This window comes from Micromonospora sp. MH99 (assembly GCF_021442385.1).
Classification (GTDB): domain Bacteria; phylum Actinomycetota; class Actinomycetes; order Mycobacteriales; family Micromonosporaceae; genus Micromonospora.
In genome coordinates this window covers 59138-80623 of the sequence record NZ_MUZA01000014.1, presented here as the reverse complement: position 1 = coordinate 80623, position 21486 = coordinate 59138, and the positions used below count along the sequence as shown (strand labels likewise).

The following is a 21486-nucleotide window of genomic DNA, read 5'->3' as shown; positions in this document are numbered from 1 at the left end:
GTCCCTAGACGGACGGATGAACCATGCCCGATTTTTACGACTTTTACACGGCAGAAACTACCTTATTCGGACTCATGATCACGGTTCGTGATGCGTCAACTACGAGGGAACCTCGCCTTGGGAGCGCTCCTAGGGCGAAATGCCTCAGTTGCACCGTTCCAGCAGCTGTACGGCACGCCACCGGGCCACCAACTTGTCGTACGCGGCGGACGCCTCCTCGGCCTCGCCGCGCGACAGCCCCGCGAGGCCACCGGCGACCAGCTCCGGCGAGTCGTCCGCGGCGAGGGTCTCGTCGGAGAGCAGGGCGACCAGGCCGCCGTAGTCCAGCTCCACCACCGAGCGCGGGTGGAACTCCTCCAGCCAGCGGGCCGCCTCCTCCACCGCCTCGGTGATCGGCGCCTCGCCCACCGACTTACGCAGCACCGACAGCGCCCGCGACGATCGGCGACGGGCCTTGGAGATCTCCGTCCGGTAGCGCAGCGCCCGCCGGCCCGGTTCGGTGACCAGGTCGCGTTCCGCCGGGTCGAAGAGCACGAACCACCGCAGCGGCACACCCCAGGTGGCGATCTGCTCGTGCACCCGGGGCACCCCGTGCTCCAGCACCCGGGCGCCGCTGCGCCAGTCGTCGACGACCGCCCTGGCCTGCCCGGCGAGCACCGGCGGCACGAACGCGTCGGCGAGCACCGAGGGCACCCCGTCCCGGGCGTTGAGCGCGGCCTCGGCGACCCGGATGCGCAGGTTCCAGGGGCAGACCAGCAGGCCGTCGTCCGTCTCCAGGACGTACGCCTCCTCGGGCAGGTCCGGCAGCCTGGTCCAGCCCGCGCCCAGCGCTTCGATCACCGCCGTCCGCTGGCGGCCGGGGCCCTCGACCGGGGCGACCGCCCGCCCTTCCGAGACGTAGCGGCGCCAGTAGCTCTGCCGGTCCCGGTCGAAGGCGGTCAGCGGCTCGTACACGCGCAGGTATGAAGCGAAGAGCGACGGCACCGCGCGATCCTCCCACGAACCGCACCCGTACGGGCCCAGCGGCCGGACCACGCGCGCCGCAACGTGGGATGACGCCGGGCACGTCGGGCGGCCGTACGGCGGCCGATACTAGGCTCGACCGCACCGGCAGCATCCCCGCCGGGGTCCACCAGGTCCGCGTCCCACAAGGAACGCACACCACCTTCAGGAGCCAGTCATGGGCGTATTCGCGAGCACCGACGACCCGATATCGACAGGTCACGAACAGGTCGTCTTCTGCCAGGACAAGCAGAGCGGCCTCAAGGCGATCATCGGGATCTACTCCACCGCGCTGGGGCCGGCGCTCGGCGGCACCCGCTTCTACCCGTACGACAGCGAGGACGACGCGCTCGCCGACGTACTCGACCTGTCCCGCGGGATGGCGTACAAGAACGCGCTCGCCGGGCTGGACCTGGGCGGCGGCAAGGCCGTCATCTGGGGCGACCCGGAGCAGATCAAGAGCGAGGCGCTGCTGCGCGCGTACGGCCGCTTCGTGGAGTCGCTGGCCGGCCGCTACTACACCGCCTGCGACGTCGGCACCTACGTGGCCGACATGGACATCATCGCCCGCGAGACCCGGTACGTGACCGGCCGCAGCGTGGAGCACGGCGGCGCCGGTGACTCCTCGATCCTGACCGCGTGGGGTGTCTTCCAGGGGATGCGGGCCGCCGCCGAGCACGTCTGGGGCACGCCGAGCCTGCGTGGCCGGCGCGTCGGCGTGGCGGGCCTCGGCAAGGTCGGCAAGTACCTGACCGGGCACCTGCTGGAGGACGGCGCGGAGGTGGTCGCCACCGACGTCAACCCGAAGGCCCTGGCCTGGGTGCGCGCGAACCACCCGGAGGTCAGCCTGGTGGACGACGCCAGCGCGCTGGTCGCGGCGGACATCGACGTGTACGCCCCGTGCGCGCTGGGCGGCGCTCTGAACGACGACTCGGTGCCGGCGCTGCGCGCGAAGGTGGTGACCGGGGCGGCGAACAACCAGCTCGCGCACCCGGGCATCGAGAAGCTGCTGGCCGACCGGGGCATCCTCTACACCCCCGACTACGTGGTCAACGCCGGCGGCGTGATCCAGGTGGCCGACGAGATCGAGGGCTTCAACTTCGAGCGGGCGAAGCTGCGGGCCACCGGGATCTACGACACCACCCGCGAGATCCTGCACCTGGCGGACGCCGAGGGCGTGCCGCCGGCGGTCGCCGCGGACCGGCTGGCCGAGCGGCGGATGGCCGAGGTCGGTCGCCTGCGCACGATCCACCTGCGCTGACCCCTTTCGGAGTCGGAGGCGGATCGACCAGGATCCGCCTCCGGGCCTCCCACGCCGGTCCGGCTCGGTAAGCTGAGCCCAGGTCAAGTTTGGCGTGTTTTGTCCGGTGTCACGGGTGCTCCTCGTTCCGCTCCTTACCAGGTACACTGGGTGACGGCCGGATCGCCGCGACGCGCAGAGCCGGCTGACGGTAACCCGAGGTGCCGAACGATGGCATCCCCATGTACCGTAAGAGCCACGAGAGATGCCTGACGTCATCGGGGCCCGCCTTCGGGCTGCCCCGCATTCTGTGCGAGGGGGTCGAGCCATGGGGCGCGGCCGTGCTAAGGCCAAGCAGACGAAGGTGGCCCGGGAGTTGAAGTACCACTCCCCGAACACCGACCTCACCGCCTTGCAGCGCGAACTGGCGGGTGCTGGTAAGTCTGAGCACCACTTCGACGACGACTCTAAAGAGTTCGTCGACGACGATGATGAGAATCACGCGGACGACGACCCGGATCCCTGGGTCCGACCGACCCGCTGACCTCTCGACGCAGCTGAGCACGCGGTAACCCCCGCGTGCTCACGCATGTGCCCATCGGGAGCGAGACCGGTGCCGATCATCAGGGGCCTGCCCTGGCCGGAGGTCAACTCCGGCCGGCCGACAGGCCCCTGATCACGGCCGGCCTCAGCGCGGGCGGTTGTTCCAGTTGTAGAAGGTCGGGATGTTCTCGAAGTGGTTCCAGGCGCAGACCGCGCTGACGCCGTCTCCGCCCGACACCTCCGCCCGCAGCCGCCGCGCGTCCTCGGCCTCCTGAAGCAGCGCAACGAGCCCGGGGGCGGCCTCCCGCACCCGTTCGGTCACTCCGTCCGGGGGGTCGTCCGCTTCGCGCTCAGGCCGCCGGTGACTGGTGGTCTCGGGCATGCTCCAACACTCCCTCCAATAGGCGGATCTTGCTGTTGCGGCAGTGCTCGGTCTCCGTACCGTCAAAACGCCCCAGCTCGAAGTAACGGTTGGCGGCATGACCGCCGCCACAGAAGCCGAAGTACGGGCACGACGCCCGGCACGCCTCCACGCCCGTCAGGAACTCGCCCACCCAGGGCGTCGACGCCGCGTCCGTCAGGATCCGGGCCAGCGGGGTGGCCAGCACGTTCCCACTGCTGAAGTCGCCGTAGTGCGGATCGGTGAAGCCGGCCAGCTCCGGGGAGAGCACGGTCACCGAGCCGTCGTGCCCGATGGTCGGGATCGGGTCCAGCCGACGGGGCAACACGCCGTCCGCCGCGCCGTCGAGCACCGCCGCCGCGTACCGCAGCGACCACTCGACCTCGCGCAGGTGGATCCGCGGCTCCTTGCGCCAGGCCGACACCAACTCGGCCCAGAACGCCGTCACCGCCGCCGCGTCATGGCTGTTGTCGCGGGTGTTGACCCCCTCGGTCTCCTCGATGTTGATGCCCAGCACGTCGCAGCCCAGCCCGAGGAAGTACTCGTACAGCTCGGCGGCGAGCCCCGGCGCCGGCCGGGATACCACGGCCAGCGCCGAGAAGGGCAGCCCGTGCCGGCGCAGCGCCGCCACACCACGCAGGATCTTCTCGTACGCCGGCTGACCGCCACGGTTGACCCGGTCGCCATTGCGTTCGGCGGGCCCGTCCACGCTCACGCTCACCCGCACCTCGTGGCGGGCGAAGAAGGCGCACCACTCGTCGTCGATCAGCGTGGCGTTCGTCTGCACGTGGTGCTCGACCTCGGGCCCGAAGGGCGCGATCAGGGCGGCCAGGTGCTCCCGGCCGGCGGCCAGCGGCTCGCCGCCGTGCCACACGACGGAGAAGCGGCCGGCCGCCGCCCACGGGTTGACCGCCGCCGCCACCGCCTCGGCCACCGGCACCGACATCCGCCGGTCAGCGGCCCGAAACGGCAGGTAGCAGTACGCGCAGTCGAGGTTGCAGAGGGTCGTCGGCTGCATGACGACGTACGACGGGACCGCGGCCAGACCGCGCATCCCGCTGAACGACAGTCCCGCAGCAGCCATCACCCTCCTCCGCCCAGCCTGAGCCCTTCAGGCTAGGCGGCACTGGCCACTCGGGTGAAGCCCTGATCAGGTGCCCGTACGATCACCGGAACGTGATCATCCGCGAGTGTGCTGACCGACCATCTGCACGTTGCCGGTGCCCTCGATGATCTCGCCGGCCTGCCATGCCTCGACCCCACGGCCGGTCAGGGTGGCCAGCGCACGGTCCGCGTCCTCGGCCGAGACGATCGCGAACATGCCGACACCCATGTTGAAGGTCGACTCCATGTCGTGGTCGTCGATCCGGCCCTTCGACTGGATCAGGTCGAAGATCGGCTGCGGCTTCCAGGTGGACCGGTTGACCACCGCGTCGACGTGCTCCGGCAGCACCCGGACCAGGTTGCCGGGGATGCCGCCGCCGGTGATGTGGGACAGCGTCCGCACCTCGGCCTCTTCGATCAGCTTGAGGCAGTCCTTCGCGTAGATCTTGGTCGGGGTGAGCAGCTCCTCACCCAGGGTCCGCTGCCGACCGAAGTCGTCGATCACGATGTCCAGACGCATCCGGGCCGCGCCCAGCAGCACGTGCCGGACCAGGGAGTAGCCGTTGGAGTGCAGGCCGGAGGAGCGCATGGCGATCACCACGTCGCCCACCTCGACCCGCTCGGGGCTGAGGATGTCGGCTTCCTCGACCACGCCCACACCGGTGGCGGAGATGTCGTACTCGTCCGGGCGCAGCACACCGGGGTGCTCGGCGGTCTCCCCGCCCAGCAGCGCGCAGCCCGCGTACCGGCAGCCGTCGGCGATGCCCGCGCCGATCTCAGCCACCTTGTCCGGAACGACCTCGCCGGTGGCGATGTAGTCGAGCAGGAACAGCGGCTCGGCGCCGCAGGCCACCAGGTCGTCGACGACCATCGCGACCAGGTCGATGCCGACCGTGTCGTGGATGTCCATCTGCTGGGCGATCACCAGCTTGGTGCCCACACCGTCGGTCGACGACGCCAGGATCGGGCTCTTGTACTTCTTCGTGTCCAGCCGGAACAGGCCGGCGAAGCCGCCGAGGTCACCCAGCACCTCGGGGCGACGGGTCTGGCGCACCTTCGACTTGAGCAGCTCCACCGCACGGTCGCCCGCGTCGATGGAGACCCCGGCGTCGGCGTACGAGACCGAGCGTTTACGGGCCTGACGGCCGGCACCGCCCGTCCACGGCTGGTGGTCGCCGCCAGCGCCGGTCGGGCTGCTTCCTGCGCCGCTGCGCTCGGACACGTGCGTCACGGTTCTCCCCTTTGTGGTTCTCGGTGCCGCGCCGGCGGTGGCCGGGCCGCGCCGGTTGGTGCTACGGGCGGTTTGCGGTCACGCCGCCCGGAGTGGCGACGAGCGGGCCGAAGCTGTCCGGGGCTTCCGACGTCGCGTTGGCGACCCGGCGGCCCACCCCTTCGAGGACGTGCTTGCCGATCAGGTTGCCGGCCGGCAGCTCGATCGGGTACTCCCCATCGAAACACGCCCGACACAGCCGGGTCTTCGGCTGCTCGGTCGCGGCGATCAGGCCAGGAAGCGAGACGTAACCCAGCGTGTCGGCGCCGATGGAACGCCGGATGCCGTCGTTGTCCAACCCGTTGGCCAGCAGCTCCGCCCGAGTGGCGAAGTCGATGCCGTAGAAGCACGGCCAGCTGACCGGCGGGGAGGAGATCCGGACGTGCACCTCCAGCGCCCCCGCCTCGCGCAGCATCCGCACGATGGCCCGCTGCGTGTTGCCGCGCACGATCGAGTCGTCCACGACCACCAGCCGCTTGCCGCGCACGTTCTGCCGCAGGGGGTTGAGCTTGAGGCGGATGCCCAGCTGGCGCAGGGTCTGCGACGGCTGGATGAAGGTGCGGCCCACGTACGGGTTCTTCATCAGGCCTGCGCCGTAGGTGATGCCGGACGCCTCCGCGTAACCGATCGCGGCCGGCGTGCCGGACTCGGGCACCGGGATGACCAGATCGGCCTCCACCGGGTGCTCCTTGGCCAGCTGACGGCCGATCTGCACCCGCGCCGCGTGCACGTTGCGCCCGGCGATGGTCGCGTCCGGGCGGGCGATGTAGACGTACTCGAAGAGGCAGCCCTTCGGCTCCGGCGACGCGAACCGGGTGGAGCGCAGCCCCTCCTCGTCGATCGCGATCAGCTCACCGGGCTCGACCTCGCGCACCACGCTGGCGCCGACGATGTCCAGCGCGGCGGTCTCGCTCGCCACCACCCAGCCACGCTCCAGCCGGCCGAGCACCAGCGGGCGCACACCGTGCGCGTCGCGGGCCGCGTACAACGTCGACTCGTCCATGAAGACGAAGCTGAACGCCCCGCGCAGCTGCGGCAGGACCTTGAGCGCGGCCGCCTCGACGGACAGGTCCGGATGGCTGGCCAGCAGCATGGTCACCAGCGAGGTGTCGTTTGTCGAACCGTCCGCGACGAGGCCGCGCTCGGCGACCTCCTTCTCCAGCTCGGCGGTGTTGACCAGGTTGCCGTTGTGGGCCAACGCGATTGTCGTGCCGGAACTGGTCGACCGGATGGTCGGCTGGGCGTTCTCCCAGTTGGAGGCGCCGGTCGTGGAGTATCGGGCGTGCCCGATCGCCAGGTGGCCACGCAGACTGGCCAGGGTGGGTTCGTCGAAGACCTGGGCCACGAGGCCGAGATCCTTGTAGACCACCACGCCCGAGCCATCGCTCACCGCGATGCCTGCGGCCTCCTGGCCCCGGTGCTGCAGGGCGTAGAGGCCGAAGTAGGTCAGATTGGCGACCTCTTCACCGGGGGCCCAGACACCGAAGACGCCGCAGGCGTCCTGGGGGCCGGGTCGTTGGGGGTCAAGGTCGTGGCTCAGCCGGCCGTCGCCTCGGGGCACTACCGCTCCCTCATGCTGGTCTGGACCGGCCTGGCGGGGATCACGGTGCGGATCCACACTCCTCGGCCGGGACCACTGTCGTCGCCTGACAGTGTACGCGAGTCGCCGTCAATACAGATAGTCACGATTTCCCTGCCGAGAGTCACGATCACCCGGACATCCGTGCAGCTAGAGGGGCAGATACGCCGAGAGGTCCGCCCGAACGCCACTCACCTGAACACGACCATCGGTGACCGCCTCGGCCCACGTGATCCGGCCGGCGGCCAGCTCCAACCAGGTCTGCGGCGACATCTCGACCACGTTCGGCGGGTTTCCCCTGGTGTGTCGAGGACCGGGAACGCACTGGACCGCACCGTATGGTGGGACGCGCACCTCCACCGATCGGCCGGGGGCGCGCTCCGCGAGGACGGCCAACAAGGACCGGACCGCCTCCCGGAGTACCGGCCGTTCGGGCGTACGCCCCTCGTCAAGCGCCGACAAAGCCGCCACCACGGCGGCGGACTTACTGTGCGGAGAGGACACGACGGGACGATACGACGCACAGGTGAAGCACTCGACGCTGGCCCTGGGTCGCGCCGATCCAGTCAGACAAGGCATAGTGGCCGACGGCGTATTCGTACCGTGATGATCCCCGGCCCGGCGCCCCGCCGGTCAAGGGAAGTCAGCCCGGAAGGCGGTGGACGTGTCAACACACCGACGTGCCTGGAAGCAGCGGGCCGGTGTGGTCGTAGCGCTGGTTGCCGGCGCTCTGCTCGCCGTCCCCGCCACACCAGCCCTGGCCGCGCCCAAGGTCACCAACGTCTCAGCCTCCCCGGGCACCGTCCAAGCGGGCGGCGAGACGACAGTGAGCTACAAGCTCGACTTTGACGATCCGGTGGTGCCCACGGACGTCGATGTCAGCTCCAACAACCCCAAGCTCCAGTGCATCGAGGGCTGCTCGCAGGGGAACGTAACCGAGAGCGGCACCTACACCGCTAAGTTCAAGTTGGCAGACGACGCCTCGAACGGATCGGCCCGCATCACCGTCAAGGCCAGCGCTGGGCTCGGGAACGGGCAGGGCTCGACCACCGTCAACCTCACGGCCAAGGCCGCGCCGCCGCCGACGCCGCAGCAGACGCAGACCGTGAAGTCGGTCTCCGGCAAGGTGGTCAAGAAGGCCGACAACACCGCGGTGCCGAACGCCATCGTGATCCTTCAGGACGACGCCGGCCACCGCTACGACACGATCAGCGACGGTAGCGGCAACTTCCGGATCAACGGCACGACCGACAAGCCGATCGCTCCGGGCCGGCTCACCATCGGCGCCAGCTTCGACAACATCAACGCGGTCAAGAGCTTCACCGCGAGTGCCGGGCAGTCCATCACCGGGCAGCGGATCAGCCTGGAGATCAAGGTTGAGGTGACGCCCAGCGCCACGCCGTCCGCCAGCGCCGAGGCCGTCCCCACCGAGGAGGCGACCGAGGAGGACGGCGAGGAGCAGCCGTCCGAGGAGGCCAGCCCGGGCGCCCCGGCGAACGCCGCCAACGAGGACGACGGCGGCGGCTTCGGGTCGTACCTGATCATCCTGCTCGGCGGCCTGCTGGTCGCGGCCGGTGTCGGCACTATCGTGCTGCTCTGGATGAAGCGCCGCGAGAGCGGCGACGACGATGACGAGCCGGCGACCGCTGGCGCGGCCGGTGCGGCTGGTGCCGTGCCGGCGGCCCGGGGTGCCTTCCACGGCGCGGACGACCGCACCCGGGTGGTCAACCCCGCCGGTGGCGGTCCCGACCCGACAATGGTCGGTGGCGCGGCGCTCAGCGAGGCGCCGACGATGATGCACCGCCCGGTGGTCGACGACGTGCCTCCGGACCCGTACGGTGCGCCAGCGCAGCCCTACGGCGCCGCAGACCAGCAGGGCTGGGGTGGCACCGGCTACGGCGACGAGCCCGCCCCGGGCGGCTACGGCGCCGGTGGTGGCTACGGCAACGCGCCCTCCTCGGGCGGCGGTTACGGCACGACGGCAATGCCGGGGGGCGGCTACGGCGCCGGCCCGGCGGGGGACGCCTACGGCGCGGCACCCGGCTCGGGCGCGGGCTACGGTGGTGCCGCGGCCCCGGGTGGCGGCTACGGCAGCGCGCCTTCCTCCGGTGGCGGCTACGGCAGCCGTGACTACACGGCCCCGGCCGGTGGCGCGGGTTACCCGCCCGCTCCCGCCGGTGGGGCGGGCTACGGCGAGCGTTTCGACGAGCCGACCGGCCGGTACACCGGTGACAGCACCCAGTACCCGGCTCCGGCCGACCCGTACGCCACAGGCGTCTACCAGCCGGAGCAGGCGCCGGGCTACGGCCAGCCCGAGCCGACGGCCCCGTACGGCGGCGGTCGGTCGGCGGAGCCGGCCGGCGGCTACGGCCAGCCGACCGGCGCGTACGACCAGGGCGGCTACGGCCAGCAGCAGGGTGGCGGGTACGACCAGGGCGGCTACGGACAGGAAGCCCCGCAGCAACGCGGCGGCTACGACGACCGGGGCTACGACCAGGGCGGCTACGGCCAGCAGCAGGGTGGCGGGTACGACCAGGGCGGCTACGGACAGGAAGCCCCGCAGCAACGCGGCGGCTACGACGACCGGGGCTACGACCAGGGCGGCTACGGCCAGCAGCAGGGCGGCCGGGCCCGGCCGGACAACCCGCCGCCCACCGAGCGGGGTGGCCGACGCCTCGACTGGCTGGACGACTGACCGGCACCACGACACCGCACGACGGCGAACGGCCGCCCGGTTCTCCGGGCGGCCGTTTCCGTTGCGGGCGCTGGTCGCCCGGTCCTGCGCTGATCAACTCGCCTTCCCGGAAGGCGGGCGGACCGTCGTACCCCGACACACCGCCTTCCCGGCGACCGAGTTGATCACGCCCGCATCCTACGGACGGACAGGCGCGGTCGCGGCACGGCGCGGATCTGGACGCGGCGCGAGCGGGCCGGCGACCCGCGACGGTCAGGCGGCGGAGAACACGCCCTGGCGAAGGACCGGCACGACGTCCGACACGCCCACCCGGACCGCGACGTCGACGTCGGCGCCGAAGCCGCTCTCGGTCAACTCCCGACCGGACACGCTGCCGCGCACCGCGGCGGGCACGTCCGGAGTGCTGGCCAGCGCGGCGAGCGCCATGGCCGCCTCCACGGAGAGGCCACCCGGCACACCGGACAGGGCGTCCAGCACGCTCGCCGCGCCGAGCTGGTCCTCGACCGACGGTCGTAGCGACCCGTCCGGCCACCGCTCACCCGAGGCGACGACGCCGATGGGGGCGTCCGTCGTGCCGTACCCCTGGCGGCGCAGCCAACGCCCGACGGCGCGGGCGTTACGCAGGCACGCCGCGACGACCGGCAGGCCGGTGGCGCTCGCGGCCGCGCTGATCGCGGAGCCGTTGGGTGAGGGCAGCACGAGGTCGGCCACGACGGGCGCGGTGCTCAGCGCGGCGGGTGAGAGCGACCACGGATGGTCGGCTGTCACCCGGCGACGGCCCACCGCCGCGACCGCGCCCACCCGCACCGCGTACTCGGCGGCCTGCTCGCCCCAGGGGAACGGGTGCACCCGCATGCCCCGGGCGACCGCCACCTCGACGGCGGTGGTGAACGAGAGGACGTCCACCACCACCAGCGCCGCGCAGACCCGACCGAGCTCGGCCGCCCCGGTCAGGCCCCAGTCGAAACGGGCGCCTGCCCGGGCTGGCCGAGACGGCCGCGGTCAACGCCTCAGCGCTCGTCAGGCGACGGCTCGGCGGCACCGGGGTCAGACTCGGACGACTCGCCCGGCTGCTCCGACCCGACCGGGTCGACAGCTCCGGTCTGCGGGGACGGACCGGCCGAGGCGATCGGCTCGGAGAGCACCTCCGACGCGTCCACCGGCTCGGCCGGGGCACCCGGCAGCGGCACGGCCTCGACCGCGCCCGCCACGCCGGCGGCCGGCGCGGGCACGTCGACGGCCGCGACGCCGCCGAAGAGACGCGGCAGCGTCTCGGTGTGCGCGGCACGCAGCTCGTCCAGGCCGATCCGGAACTGGCCGTGCACCTCCAGCGCGCCGCCGGTCGGGTCGGTGACGCCGATCAGCTCGAACGGCACCCCCCGCTCGGCGCAGAGCGCCGCGAACGCCTTGTCGTGGCCCCGCGGCACCGACACCAGCGCCCGCGTGGCGGACTCGCTGAACAGGTACACGAACGGCATCGAACCGTCGGCGAACTGCTCCGGCACCGCGATCCGGGCGCCGACGCCACGGCGCAGGCAGGACTCGACCAGGCTCTGGGCGAGGCCGCCGTCGGACAGGTCGTGCGCCGAGCTGAGGTGACCCACCCGGGCCGCCTCGGCCAGCAGTTCGGCCAGCGCCTTCTCGCGGAGCAGGTCGACCTGCGGCGGGATGCCGCCGAGGTGCTCGTGCGTCACCCAGGCCCACTCCGAGCCGGACAGCTCGACGTTCGTCTCACCGAGCAGGTAGAGCTGGTCGTGCTCGCCGCCGGGACGCGGGACGAAGCCCATCGGCACCCGGTCCGCCACGTTGTCCAGCACACCCAGCACACCGACCACCGGGGTCGGGTGGATGGCCGCCGCGCCGGTCTGGTTGTAGAAGCTGACGTTGCCGCCGGTGACCGGGATGCCCAGCTCCAGGCAGCCGTCCGCGAGGCCGCGCACGGCCTCGGCGAACTGCCACATCACGCCCGGGTCCTCCGGAGAGCCGAAGTTGAGGCAGTCGGTGACGGCGATCGGCTTCGCGCCGGTCACCGCCACGTTCCGGTACGCCTCGGCCAGGGCCAGCTTGGTGCCGTTGTACGGGTCGAGCCGGGCGTACCGGCCGTTGCCGTCCACCGACAGCGCCACACCGAGCCCGGTCCGCTCGTCGATCCGGATCACGCCGCCGTCCTCCGGCTGCGCGAGCACCGTGTTGCCCAGCACGTAGCGGTCGTACTGCTCGGTGACCCAGGTCTTGTCGGCCAGGTTCGGCGACGCGATCATGCGCAGCACGGTCTCGCGCAGCGCCTCCGGGTCGGCCGGGCGGGGCAGCGTCTCGGCGCGGTCGGCCTGGAGCAGGATCAGGTCGGCCGGCTCCCGCATCGGCCGGGCGTAGACCGGGCCGTCGTCGACAAGTGAACCCGGCGGCACGTCGACGACCAGGTGGTCCCGCCAGGTGATCAGCAGTCGGCCGGGGCGGCCGTCCGGCTCGGGCGCGGTGACCTCACCGATCGCGGTGCCGAGCACGCCCCACTTCTCGCAGGTCTTGAGCACCGCTTCGAGCTTTTCCGGCTCGACGACCAGCAGCATCCGCTCCTGCGACTCGCTGGCCAGGATCTCGTGCGGGTCCATCGAGGGCTCGCGCAGCGGCACCCGCTCCAGCCAGACCCGCATGCCGGTGCCGGCCGCCGCTGCGGTCTCGGTGAGCGCGCAGGTCAGGCCGGCGCCGCCGAGGTCCTGGATGCCGACGACCAGCTGGCCGTCGTACAGCTCGAGGCACGCCTCGATCAGCAGCTTCTCGGTGAACGGGTCGCCGACCTGCACGGCCGGGCGACGGGCCTCGCTGCCCTCGTCGAAGGTGGCGCTGGCCAGCACCGACACGCCGCCGATGCCGTCCCGGCCGGTCTTGGCGCCCATCAGCACCACGACGTTGCCGGGGCCGGCGGCGGCCTTGTTCTGCAGCCGGCTGACCGGCAGCACGCCCAGGCAGAGTGCGTTGAGCAGCGGGTTGCCCTGGTAGGACGGGTCGAAGACCAGCTCGCCGCCGATGTTGGGCAGGCCGAGGCAGTTGCCGTAGCCGCCCACGCCGGCGACCACGCCGGTGAGCACCCGGGCGGTGTCCGGGTGGTCCGCCGCGCCGAAGCGCAGCGGGTCCATCACGGCGATCGGGCGGGCGCCCATGGCGAGGATGTCCCGGACGATGCCGCCGACGCCTGTCGCCGCGCCCTGGTACGGCTCGACGAAGCTCGGGTGGTTGTGCGACTCGACCTTGAAGGTCACCGCCAGCTCGTCGGAGACCTGCACCACACCGGCGTTCTCGCCGATGCCGGCGAGCATCCGGTCGCTGTGCGGGGCCTTCTCACCGAACTGACGCAGGTGCACCTTGCTCGACTTGTAGGAGCAGTGCTCGCTCCACATGATCGAGTACATCGCCAGCTCGGACTGGGTGGGTCGACGGCCGAGGATCTGCCGGATCCGGTCGTACTCGTCGTCGCGCAGACCCAGCTCGGTGTACGGCTGCAGCTCGCCCGGCGTACCACCGGCGCGCGGCACGGTGTCCACGCCGTCGGTCCAGTCGGCGGTCGCCGGCTGGGACGGGGCGGCGGGCTGCGCCAGCGGCTCGGTCGGCTGCGCCGGGGCGGAGTACGCCTCCGGAGTGTCCCGTACCGGGTCCGGATGGGTGGTCATGACCTCTCCTCGCTGCGCTCGTGCCCGCCTGACCGACTGCTCGCGTTCACGCGGGCGCCCCCACCAGGTGCTTGAGGGCCGAGGTGAAGAAGCCCAGGCCGTCCAGCGAGGGGCCGGTGAGCGCCTCCACCGCGTGCTCGGGGTGCGGCATGATGCCGACGACGTTGCCGGCGGAGTTCGTGATGGCCGCGATGTCGCGCAGCGACCCGTTGGGGTTGCCGCCGACGTAGCGCGCGACGACCCGCCCCTCGGCTTCGAGCTGGTCCAGCGTCGCGGTGTCGGCGACGTAGCAGCCCTCGCCGTTCTTGACCGGGATGAGGATCTCCTGGCCGGGCTGGAACGCGTTGGTCCACGCCGTGCCGGCCGACTCGACGCGCAGGACCTGGTCCCGGTTACGGAAGTGCAGGTGCTGGTTGCGGGTGAGCGCGCCGGGCAGCAGGTGCGCCTCGCAGAGGATCTGGAAGCCGTTGCAGATGCCGAGCACCGGCAGGCCACCCCGGGCGGCGTCCACGAGCGTCTCCATCACCGGGGCGAACCGGGCGATGGCTCCGCAGCGCAGGTAGTCACCGTAGGAGAAGCCGCCGGGCAGCACCACCGCGTCCACGCCGTGCAGATCCGGGTCACCGTGCCAGAGCCGGACCGGCTCGGCGCCGGCGATCCGGACGGCGCGGGCCGCATCCCCGTCGTCGAGCGAGCCGGGGAAGGTGACCACACCGACCCGGGCGGTCACGAGCGGGCGTCCGCGGTCTCGTCGGTCTCGACCAGGCGGACGGTGAAGTCCTCGATGACCGGGTTGGCGAGCAGCTTGTCGGCAATCTCCCGGGCCCGGTCCAGGTCCGGTTCACCGGTGAAGTCGATCTCGATACGCCGGCCGATCCGCACTGAGGCGACGTCGCTGACGCCGAGCCGGGGCAGCGCGTTTGCGACGGCCTGGCCCTGCGGATCGAGGATCTCGGGCTTGAGCATGACGTCGACGACGACGCGAGGCACTGGGCACTCCTGACTGTGTACGCAGTTGGGTGCCGACCCACAACGGGCGAGCGCAGCCAGCGTACCTGGCAGATACCGCCGCGGACGCACCGGCCGGGCGCAGTTCAGGCAGTGATCCACATAACCGGCGGCGGGGGCGGCCGGCAGGGCGGGACAGGCGGCCCCAGCAGGGCATATACGGCGCGCTGGGTAGCCGAATCGTTACATTGGTTGATCTCGATGAGCTTCTTGAAAACGATGCTCGTCGGCCCTAGAGTACATCGACATGGCTCGATGCCAGCGGCGGCGGGGACCTCCCGCTGTCGCCACCGGGCACCCGGCGACCCCGGGCCCCAGCCCCTCCAAGGAGTCCACCGATGCGCGTTCGTCCCCTGCTCGCCCTGATCAGCACCGCGCTGGTCGGCGCCCTCGCCGCCGCGTCCGGCGCGTCCGCCGCCCCGGCCGGCCCCCAACCCATCATCGGCGGCGGCACCGTGTCGTCCGCCCCCTGGGCCGCCGCCGTGCTGAGCAACGGCTCGTTCACCTGCTCGGGCAGTGTGATCGCCGCGCAGTGGGTGCTCACCGCCCGCCACTGCATCAACGGCACGATGTCGGTCCGGGTCGGCAGCGTCTACCGCGCCTCGGGCGGGGTCACCCGCACCGTCAGCGCCACGTACACCCGTAACGACCTGGCCCTCATGCGGCTGTCCAGCACCGTCAGCACCTCGGCGGTGTCCCTGGCCAGCAGCAACCCGCCGATCAACTCGACCAACTCGATCTACGGGTGGGGCATGACCTGCTACAGCGGGTGCGACGCCTCCGCCCAGCTCAAGACCGCCACCGTCCGGGTGACCAGCAACAGCGCCACCGACGCGTACGGCGGGCAGGCGATCCGCAGCACCCGGATCAACGGCAACGCCTGGCGGGGCGACTCGGGCGGGCCGCAGTTCTACAACGGCCAGCAGGTCGGCGTGGCCTCCACCGCCGACGGGTCGAGCATCCAGAACTACGGCAGTGTCGCGTACAACCGGGCCTGGATCACCTCGGTGGCCGGTGTCTGACAGTTAGCGCCCGGTCGGCGCGGATGGTCGGCGGCGTGCCGACCGTCCGCGCCGCGTCGTTTTGCAGCATCCGATCAGGTGAACACGGCACACGATCGGGTCGCGCAACTCCTGACAGCATCGGAACCGTGCTGGTCGTGACGACAGAGCAACTGCCCGGCTACGAGATCCGCCAGATTCTCGGTGAGGTGGTGTCATCGATGGCCAGGACGCGCAACCCGTACCGCGAGGGTGTCAAGAACCTGCGCGGTGGCGCGTACGACCCGATGGCACCGGACAACCTGACCCGGTGGCGCACCGACTCGGTGACCCGCCTCGGCGAGGAGGCCCTGCGCCTCGGCGCGAACGCGGTGATCGGCATGCGCTTCGACAGCCGGGACTGCGGTGAGATGTGGATGGAGATCTGCGCGTACGGCACGGCGGTCATCGCCGTACCCACGATGTCCCCGGTCATGCCGGCCGACCAGCCGGCGGTGGCCGCGGAGACCGCCACCGACCCGGCCTTCGCGGAATCCCTCGGCGGCATCGCCGAACCGGCGAGCGCCCCCAACCTGAGAACAGCCGCAGAAACCCCAACGGGCGAGTAACCCCAGCCCGCCCCCGCCCTTTCCCGGTGATCAAGAGGTTTGCGTCATTCAGGAGATCAAAGATGACGCAAACCACTTGATCAACAAGGGAAGGCGTGGCTACTACAGGATGGGGGGTGGGGTGTAGGTTGCCGCGTTCGGGTGGGTTTCCACGACCTTGGTGATGCGGCGGGTTATCGATTCCACCTGGGATCGTGCCGCTCCGACGAAGGCGGTGCGGTCGGCCACCAGGGTGTCGATGTCGGCTCGGGACAGGCCCAGGCGGCCGTCGGCGGCCAGGCGGTCGAACAGGTCGTTCTCCGGGGCACCCTTCTCGCGCATGGCCAGCGCCACGGCTACCGAGTGCTCCTTGATCACCTCGTGCGCGACCTCCCGGCCGACACCGCGCCGCACCGCCGCCACCAGGATCTTGGTGGTCGCCAGGAACGGCAGGAACCGCTCCAACTCCCGGTTGATCACCGCCGGGTACGCCCCGAACTCGTCGAGCACCGTCAGGAAGGTCTGGAACAGCCCGTCGGCGGCGAAGAACGCGTCCGGCAGGGCCACCCGGCGGACCACCGAGCAGGACACGTCCCCCTCGTTCCACTGGTCACCCGCCAGCTCGCCGACCATCGACAGGTAACCCCGGATGATCACCGCGAAGCCGTTCACCCGCTCCGACGAACGGGTGTTCATCTTGTGCGGCATCGCGCTGGAGCCGACCTGACCCGGCTTGAAGCCCTCGGTCACCAACTCCTGACCGACCATCAGCCGGATCGTGGTCGCCAGCGACGACGGCGCGGCGGCGGTCTGCGCCAGCGCCGACAGCACGTCGAAGTCCAACGAGCGCGGGTAGACCTGCCCGACGCTGTCCAGCACCCGCGCGAAGCCCAGGTGCTCGGCGACGCGCCGCTCCAGCTCGGCCACCTTGTCGGCGTCGCCGTCGAAGAGGTCGAGCTGGTCGGCGGCCGTGCCGACCGGGCCCTTGATCCCGCGCAGCGGGTAGCGGGCGATCAGCTCCTCCAGCCGCTCGTACGCGATCAGCAGCTCCTCCGCCGCCGACGCGAAGCGCTTGCCCAACGTGGTGGCCTGCGCCGCCACGTTGTGCGAACGGCCGGTCATCACCAGCTCGGAGTGCTCGTACGCGAGCCAGGCCAGCCGGGCGAGGGTGGCCACCACCCGGTCCCGGATCAGCTCCAGCGAGGCGCGCACCTGAAGCTGCTCGACGTTCTCGGTGAGGTCGCGGGAGGTCATCCCCTTGTGCACGTGCTCGTGCCCGGCGAGCGCGCTGAACTCCTCGATGCGGGCCTTCACGTCGTGCCGGGTGACCCGCTCCCGCTCCGCGATCGAGGCGAGGTCGACCTGGTCGAGCACCCGCTCGTACGCCTCGACCACGCCGTCCGGCACGGGCACCCCGAGGTCGCGCTGTGCACGGAGCACGGCGAGCCAGAGCCGCCGCTCCATCCGGACCTTCTCCTCCGGTGACCAGAGGGCGACCAGTTCGGGCGAGGCGTACCGGTTGGCGAGCACGTTCGGGATCGTCGTCACGTACCTCATTCTCTCCTACCCGGCGATCCGGCCGGCCAGGAGGCCACCACGGGTGCCGGTGGGACCTCCTGGCCGTTTTGTCGCCCGGGGACCGCGCGCTACCCACCGGTAGTGGATCATCATTTCCCTCCGACTCCGGCGACGCCGGATCCTCCACCTCGACAGAGGGCACGCATGCGCAAGAATCTCCTCGCCGGTCTCACCGTCACCGCGGTGACCGGCGGCACCCTGTTGGCGACGGGCGGACCCGCCCAGGCGGTCGAACCAACGGTTCTCTACGTCAAGAAGGCTGCCGCCAACTGCTCCGACCAGGGGCCCGGATCCGAAGCAGCTCCGTTCTGCACGATCGGTGCCGCCGCTGCCGTGGTGACCGCCGGCTCGACGGTCTACGTCGACGGCGGCCTCTACGCCGAGCGGGTCACCTTCACCCGCAGCGGCACGCCGGAGGCGTCGATCGCCTTCATCGCCAGGCCTTCTGGAGGGCGGGTCACGCTTCTCGGGCCGACCGCGGGCCTGGTCGTCAACGGTCAACACGACATCTACATCGAGGGGCTCAACGTCAGCGGGGCGGCCGACGTGCCCGCCCTGGACCTACGCAACGCCTCGAACATCCTGGTCGCGGGCGGCAGGTTCACGATGGCAGACGTCGCGACGGTGCCCGCCATCCGACTCGTCGATGTGACGGGAGCGCTGCTGGAAGAGGTCATCGCCACCGGAGCGGCACTTCCCGCTGGGCTGACCATGGATGCTGCCACCAGCGGGGTGGTCGTCGACGACGTCACGGTATCCACCACGGAGAGCCACGCCGCCACCGATGGGAGCGTGGGCATCCGCATCGACGGGCCACGCAACACCATCCTCGGCAGCGATGTCGCCGGCTTCTCCGGCCCCGCCATCGTGGTGGGCCCTGGCGCCGCCGACACGGTGGTGGCCAACAACCGAATCATGGGCGGGATCGGTTACGGCGTCCACAACCGCGGAGCCACGGGCACGGCCATCGCGAACAACGACATCCAGGATCGCTGCCTCGGCGGCATCCGGATCGACGGGGCCTCCTCCCGCGTCTCGATCCAGAACAATGTGCTCCGCAACAACGGCGCCTTCTCCCAGGTCTACTGCGATCGACAGGACCCCGCAGGAGTCGAGGTCGGGTCTACGACGAGGCGCCGAGCGGCACGGTGATCGATTACAACAACGTCTGGCACTGGTCCGCGTCCGCGTCCAGCTACTCCTGGAACGGCACCCGGATGGGGCTCACCCAGTTCCGCACCGTTTCCGGGCAGGCCGCACACGACCGGGAAACGACGGGAGATCGGGACAACGTCGACTCGGCGAACTCAGCGGCACCCGGCTACCAGGAAGTCGACACCGCGGGCCTGTCACGTCGCGACGACCCGGCCGTGCCGAACACCGGCGCCGGCCCAATCACGTACGCCGACCGTGGCGCGACGGAGCCGGCCAAGCACCCGGTGTCGTCCTTCGAGGCGACCCTGGACCTCGGCACGAGCACGGTCAGCCTGGACGCCTCCACCTCCCAGCCGGGCTTCGTCCCGATCGATCGATACGAGTTCACATTCGGCGACGGCACCTCCGTCAGCCAGGCGAGCCCGCGCATCACACACAAGTACGCCAAGCCGGGCACCTACGACGTCACCGTCAGCGCCAGCGGCACCGACGGCCTGTCGGGCAGCAGCACCAAGAAGGTGAGCATGCTGCGGCGGACGGCGACCGTGGGCCTGCTCGCCCTGTCCAACCTCCGCTACGTCGGCACCACCGCGCCGAACCTCCTGCCCAACCAGGTCGGGTTGACGGCCACCGCGCAGTACGACCTGGCGGACGCCGGCAACGGCCAGGTCGCCCTCCTGTCCCGGGCCAGCGGCCTCTACGTCACCCAGACCCCATCCGACCCGGGAACGCTGAACGCCACCAGCCAGCTGGTCACCACCGTGGAAAAATTCACGGTCGTCCGAAACAGCGACGGCACCGTCAGCCTCAAGGCGAGTAACGGACTGTACGTCGCCGCCGAGCCCGGCGGAGCCGTCGCCCTGTCGGCCAACCGACCCGCCATCGGCCCCTGGGAGAAGTTCCACCAGGTGCCGGTCGCGGACGCGAACAGGTCTCTGAAGGCCAGCGTCAACGGCCGCTACGTCGTGGCCGAGAGCGCAGGTGCGAAGCCGCTGATCGCGAACCGGCCGACCGCCGGCGCGTGGGAGCGGTTCGACGTGGTCGACCTCGGCGCCGGCCAGGTCGGCCTCTTCGCCCGCGCCAACAACCGCTTTGTCACCGCCGAGAGTGCCGGCACCAAACCCCTGATCGCGAACCGGCCCACGGTCGGCGCCTGGGAGCGATTCACCATGACCCGCAACAGCGACGGCACGGTGAGCTTCAAGGCCGTCGTCAACGGCCGCTACGTCACCGCAGACGGCGCCGGGTCGAAGCCACTGATCGCCAATCGCCCGGCCATCGGCATCTGGGAGAAGTTCACAGTCGGCTGAGCCGTCCACGACACCGACGCCCGCCCGGCACAGAACCGGGCGGGCGTCGCCCGTCAGCGCTCCAGGATCGCCGTCACGCCCTGGCCGCCGGCCGCGCAGATCGAGATCAGGCCACGCCCGCTCCCCTTTTCGGCGAGCAGCTTCGCCAGCGTGGCCACGATCCGCCCGCCCGTCGCGGCGAACGGGTGCCCGGCGGCCAGCGACGAGCCGTTGACGTTGAGCCGGTCGGTGTTGATCGCGCCCAGCGGCGCGTCCAGGCCGAGCCGGTCCTTGCAGAACTCCGGCGATTCCCAGGCGGCGAGGGTGGCCAGCACCTGCGAGGCGAACGCCTCGTGGATCTCGTAGTAGTCGAAGTCCTGCAGCGTCAGCCCGGCACGGGCCAGCATCCGGGGCACCGCGTACGCAGGAGCCATCAGCAGCCCCTCGTCGCCGTGCACGAAGTCCACGGCCGCCGTCTCCGACCAGCTGAACCAGGCCAGCACCGGCAGGTGGTGTGCGGCGGCCCACTCCTCGCTGGCTAGCAGCACCGTGGACGCGCCGTCGGTGAGCGGCGAGGAGTTGCCGGCGGTCATGGTGGCGTGTTCGGCGTCCGGCCCGCGGGTGCCGAAGACCGGCTTGAGCGAGCCGAGCTTCTCCAGACTGCTGTCCGGGCGGAGATTCTGATCGCGGGTGAGCCCCAGGTAGGGCGTCATCAGGTCGTCGAAGAAACCCCTGTCGTACGCGGCGGCCAACCGCTGGTGCGAGCGCAGGGCCAGCTCGTCCTGCGCGCGCCTGTCGATCTGCCAGCGCAGCGCGGTCTGGGCGGCGTGGTCCCCCATCGACAGGCCGGTACGCGGTTCGGCGTTGCGCGGGATCTCCGGCTTGAACGGCTGGAGCGGGCGCAGCTTCGCGGCGATCTTCATCCGCTGGCCGACCGTCCGGGCGGAGTTGAGTTTGAGCAGTGTGCGCCGCATCTCCTCGTTGACCGCGAGCGGCGCGTCGGAGGTCGTGTCGACACCGCCGGCGATGCCGACGTCGAGCTGCCCGAGGGCGATCTTGTTGGCGACGAGGATCGCGGCCTCCAGGCCGGTGCCGCAGGCCTGCTGGATGTCGTACGCGGTGGTGTGCGGGTCGAGCCGGGACCCGAGCACCACCTCGCGGGTGAGGTTGAAGTCGCGGGAGTGCTTGAGCACCGCGCCGGCCACCACCTCGCCGACCCGCTGCCCGGCCAGCCCGTAGCGGGCGATCAGACCGTCCAGCGCCGCGCCGAGCAGATCCGCGTTTGACGCGTCCGCGTAGCGGGAGTTGGAACGGGCGAAGGGGATGCGGTTGCCCCCGATGACCGCGACCCGCCGGATGCTCTGCACGAT

Annotated in this window: 18 protein-coding genes and 1 pseudogene; 7 read left to right on the top strand and 12 right to left on the bottom strand. The window is 71.2% G+C overall.

Annotated elements, in window-relative coordinates; genetic code table 11:
- Positions 1 to 144 precede the first annotated feature (144 nt).
- Entirely contained in the window at positions 145 to 984 is an 840-nt protein-coding gene (locus B0E54_RS10500; RefSeq protein WP_234583169.1) for a hypothetical protein, read from the bottom strand.
- A gap of 196 nt (positions 985 to 1180) precedes the next feature.
- Here B0E54_RS10500 and B0E54_RS10495 point away from each other — a divergent pair, with 196 nt between their 5' ends.
- Together B0E54_RS10495 and B0E54_RS10490 are read left to right on the top strand one after the other, a co-directional pair.
- The gene (locus tag B0E54_RS10495; RefSeq protein WP_234583168.1) at positions 1181 to 2263 is read left to right on the top strand and encodes a Glu/Leu/Phe/Val dehydrogenase; all 1083 of its coding nucleotides are present in this window, start codon (positions 1181 to 1183) and stop codon (positions 2261 to 2263) included.
- 307 nt (positions 2264 to 2570) lie between these two features.
- Positions 2571 to 2786, top strand: a complete 216-nt coding sequence (locus B0E54_RS10490) for a DUF3073 domain-containing protein (RefSeq protein WP_007454329.1) — start codon at positions 2571 to 2573, stop codon at positions 2784 to 2786.
- Positions 2787 to 2930: 144 nt separating this feature from the next.
- Here B0E54_RS10490 and amcA read toward each other — a convergent pair whose 3' ends face one another.
- The 5 genes from amcA to B0E54_RS10465 all read right to left on the bottom strand — a co-directional run bounded on the left by amcA (position 2931) and on the right by B0E54_RS10465 (position 7612).
- On the bottom strand, positions 2931 to 3167 hold the full coding sequence (gene amcA, locus B0E54_RS10485) for a multiple cyclophane-containing RiPP AmcA (protein ID WP_234583167.1): 237 nt from the start codon (positions 3165 to 3167) through the stop codon (positions 2931 to 2933).
- Entirely contained in the window at positions 3136 to 4239 is a 1104-nt protein-coding gene (gene amcB, locus B0E54_RS10480) for a cyclophane-forming radical SAM peptide maturase AmcB (protein WP_305076127.1), read from the bottom strand. The genes amcA and amcB overlap by 32 nt, the downstream gene beginning before the upstream one ends.
- Before the next feature lie 126 nt (positions 4240 to 4365).
- Entirely contained in the window at positions 4366 to 5520 is a 1155-nt protein-coding gene (purM, locus tag B0E54_RS10475) for a phosphoribosylformylglycinamidine cyclo-ligase (protein ID WP_234583165.1), read from the bottom strand.
- 61 nt (positions 5521 to 5581) lie between these two features.
- Positions 5582 to 7120 carry an amidophosphoribosyltransferase gene (gene purF, locus B0E54_RS10470; RefSeq protein WP_234583164.1) on the bottom strand — a complete coding sequence of 513 codons (1539 nt, stop codon included), beginning with the start codon at positions 7118 to 7120 and terminating at the stop codon, positions 5582 to 5584.
- A gap of 168 nt (positions 7121 to 7288) precedes the next feature.
- Positions 7289 to 7612, bottom strand: a complete 324-nt coding sequence (locus B0E54_RS10465; RefSeq protein ID WP_234583209.1) for a sterol carrier family protein — start codon at positions 7610 to 7612, stop codon at positions 7289 to 7291.
- 190 nt (positions 7613 to 7802) lie between these two features.
- Between B0E54_RS10465 and B0E54_RS10460 the strand changes: the two genes are divergently transcribed.
- On the top strand, positions 7803 to 9833 hold the full coding sequence (locus B0E54_RS10460; protein WP_234583163.1) for a carboxypeptidase-like regulatory domain-containing protein: 2031 nt from the start codon (positions 7803 to 7805) through the stop codon (positions 9831 to 9833).
- Positions 9834 to 10085: 252 nt separating this feature from the next.
- On the opposite strand, the pseudogene B0E54_RS10455 reads toward B0E54_RS10460, so the two are convergent.
- From B0E54_RS10455 to purS, 4 genes and pseudogenes are all read right to left on the bottom strand, one after another.
- A pseudogene (locus B0E54_RS10455) lies at positions 10086 to 10839 on the bottom strand (2-phosphosulfolactate phosphatase).
- 4 nt (positions 10840 to 10843) lie between these two features.
- On the bottom strand, positions 10844 to 13498 hold the full coding sequence (purL, locus tag B0E54_RS10450) for a phosphoribosylformylglycinamidine synthase subunit PurL (RefSeq protein WP_234583161.1): 2655 nt from the start codon (positions 13496 to 13498) through the stop codon (positions 10844 to 10846).
- Between the two features lie 46 nt (positions 13499 to 13544).
- Positions 13545 to 14228, bottom strand: a complete 684-nt coding sequence (purQ, locus tag B0E54_RS10445) for a phosphoribosylformylglycinamidine synthase subunit PurQ (protein WP_234583160.1) — start codon at positions 14226 to 14228, stop codon at positions 13545 to 13547.
- The gene (purS, locus tag B0E54_RS10440) at positions 14225 to 14488 is read right to left on the bottom strand and encodes a phosphoribosylformylglycinamidine synthase subunit PurS (RefSeq protein WP_007454310.1); all 264 of its coding nucleotides are present in this window, start codon (positions 14486 to 14488) and stop codon (positions 14225 to 14227) included. The genes purQ and purS overlap by 4 nt, the downstream gene beginning before the upstream one ends.
- 356 nt (positions 14489 to 14844) lie before the next feature.
- Here purS and B0E54_RS10435 point away from each other — a divergent pair, with 356 nt between their 5' ends.
- Both B0E54_RS10435 and B0E54_RS10430 read left to right on the top strand, forming a co-directional pair.
- A complete protein-coding gene (locus B0E54_RS10435; protein WP_234583159.1) occupies positions 14845 to 15528 on the top strand; it encodes a trypsin-like serine protease in 684 nt (227 codons plus the stop codon).
- A gap of 23 nt (positions 15529 to 15551) precedes the next feature.
- Positions 15552 to 16115 (top strand): YbjQ family protein, encoded by a 564-nt coding sequence (locus B0E54_RS10430; RefSeq protein WP_234583158.1) that lies wholly within the window; start codon positions 15552 to 15554, stop codon positions 16113 to 16115.
- Positions 16116 to 16217: 102 nt separating this feature from the next.
- Here the strand turns inward: B0E54_RS10430 and purB are convergent, their stop codons facing one another.
- A complete protein-coding gene (gene purB / locus B0E54_RS10425) occupies positions 16218 to 17642 on the bottom strand; it encodes an adenylosuccinate lyase (RefSeq protein ID WP_234583157.1) in 1425 nt (474 codons plus the stop codon).
- A gap of 174 nt (positions 17643 to 17816) precedes the next feature.
- Here purB and B0E54_RS10420 point away from each other — a divergent pair, with 174 nt between their 5' ends.
- Together B0E54_RS10420 and B0E54_RS10415 are read left to right on the top strand one after the other, a co-directional pair.
- The gene (locus B0E54_RS10420) at positions 17817 to 18824 is read left to right on the top strand and encodes a right-handed parallel beta-helix repeat-containing protein (protein ID WP_234583156.1); all 1008 of its coding nucleotides are present in this window, start codon (positions 17817 to 17819) and stop codon (positions 18822 to 18824) included.
- The gene (locus tag B0E54_RS10415) at positions 18821 to 20137 is read left to right on the top strand and encodes a PKD domain-containing protein (protein ID WP_234583155.1); all 1317 of its coding nucleotides are present in this window, start codon (positions 18821 to 18823) and stop codon (positions 20135 to 20137) included. The genes B0E54_RS10420 and B0E54_RS10415 overlap by 4 nt, the downstream gene beginning before the upstream one ends.
- A 53-nt stretch (positions 20138 to 20190) precedes the next feature.
- On the opposite strand, the gene B0E54_RS10410 is transcribed toward B0E54_RS10415, so the two are convergent.
- Positions 20191 to 21483 carry an acetyl-CoA C-acetyltransferase gene (locus B0E54_RS10410; RefSeq protein ID WP_234583154.1) on the bottom strand — a complete coding sequence of 431 codons (1293 nt, stop codon included), beginning with the start codon at positions 21481 to 21483 and terminating at the stop codon, positions 20191 to 20193.
- Between the last annotated feature and the right edge of the window lie 3 nt (positions 21484 to 21486).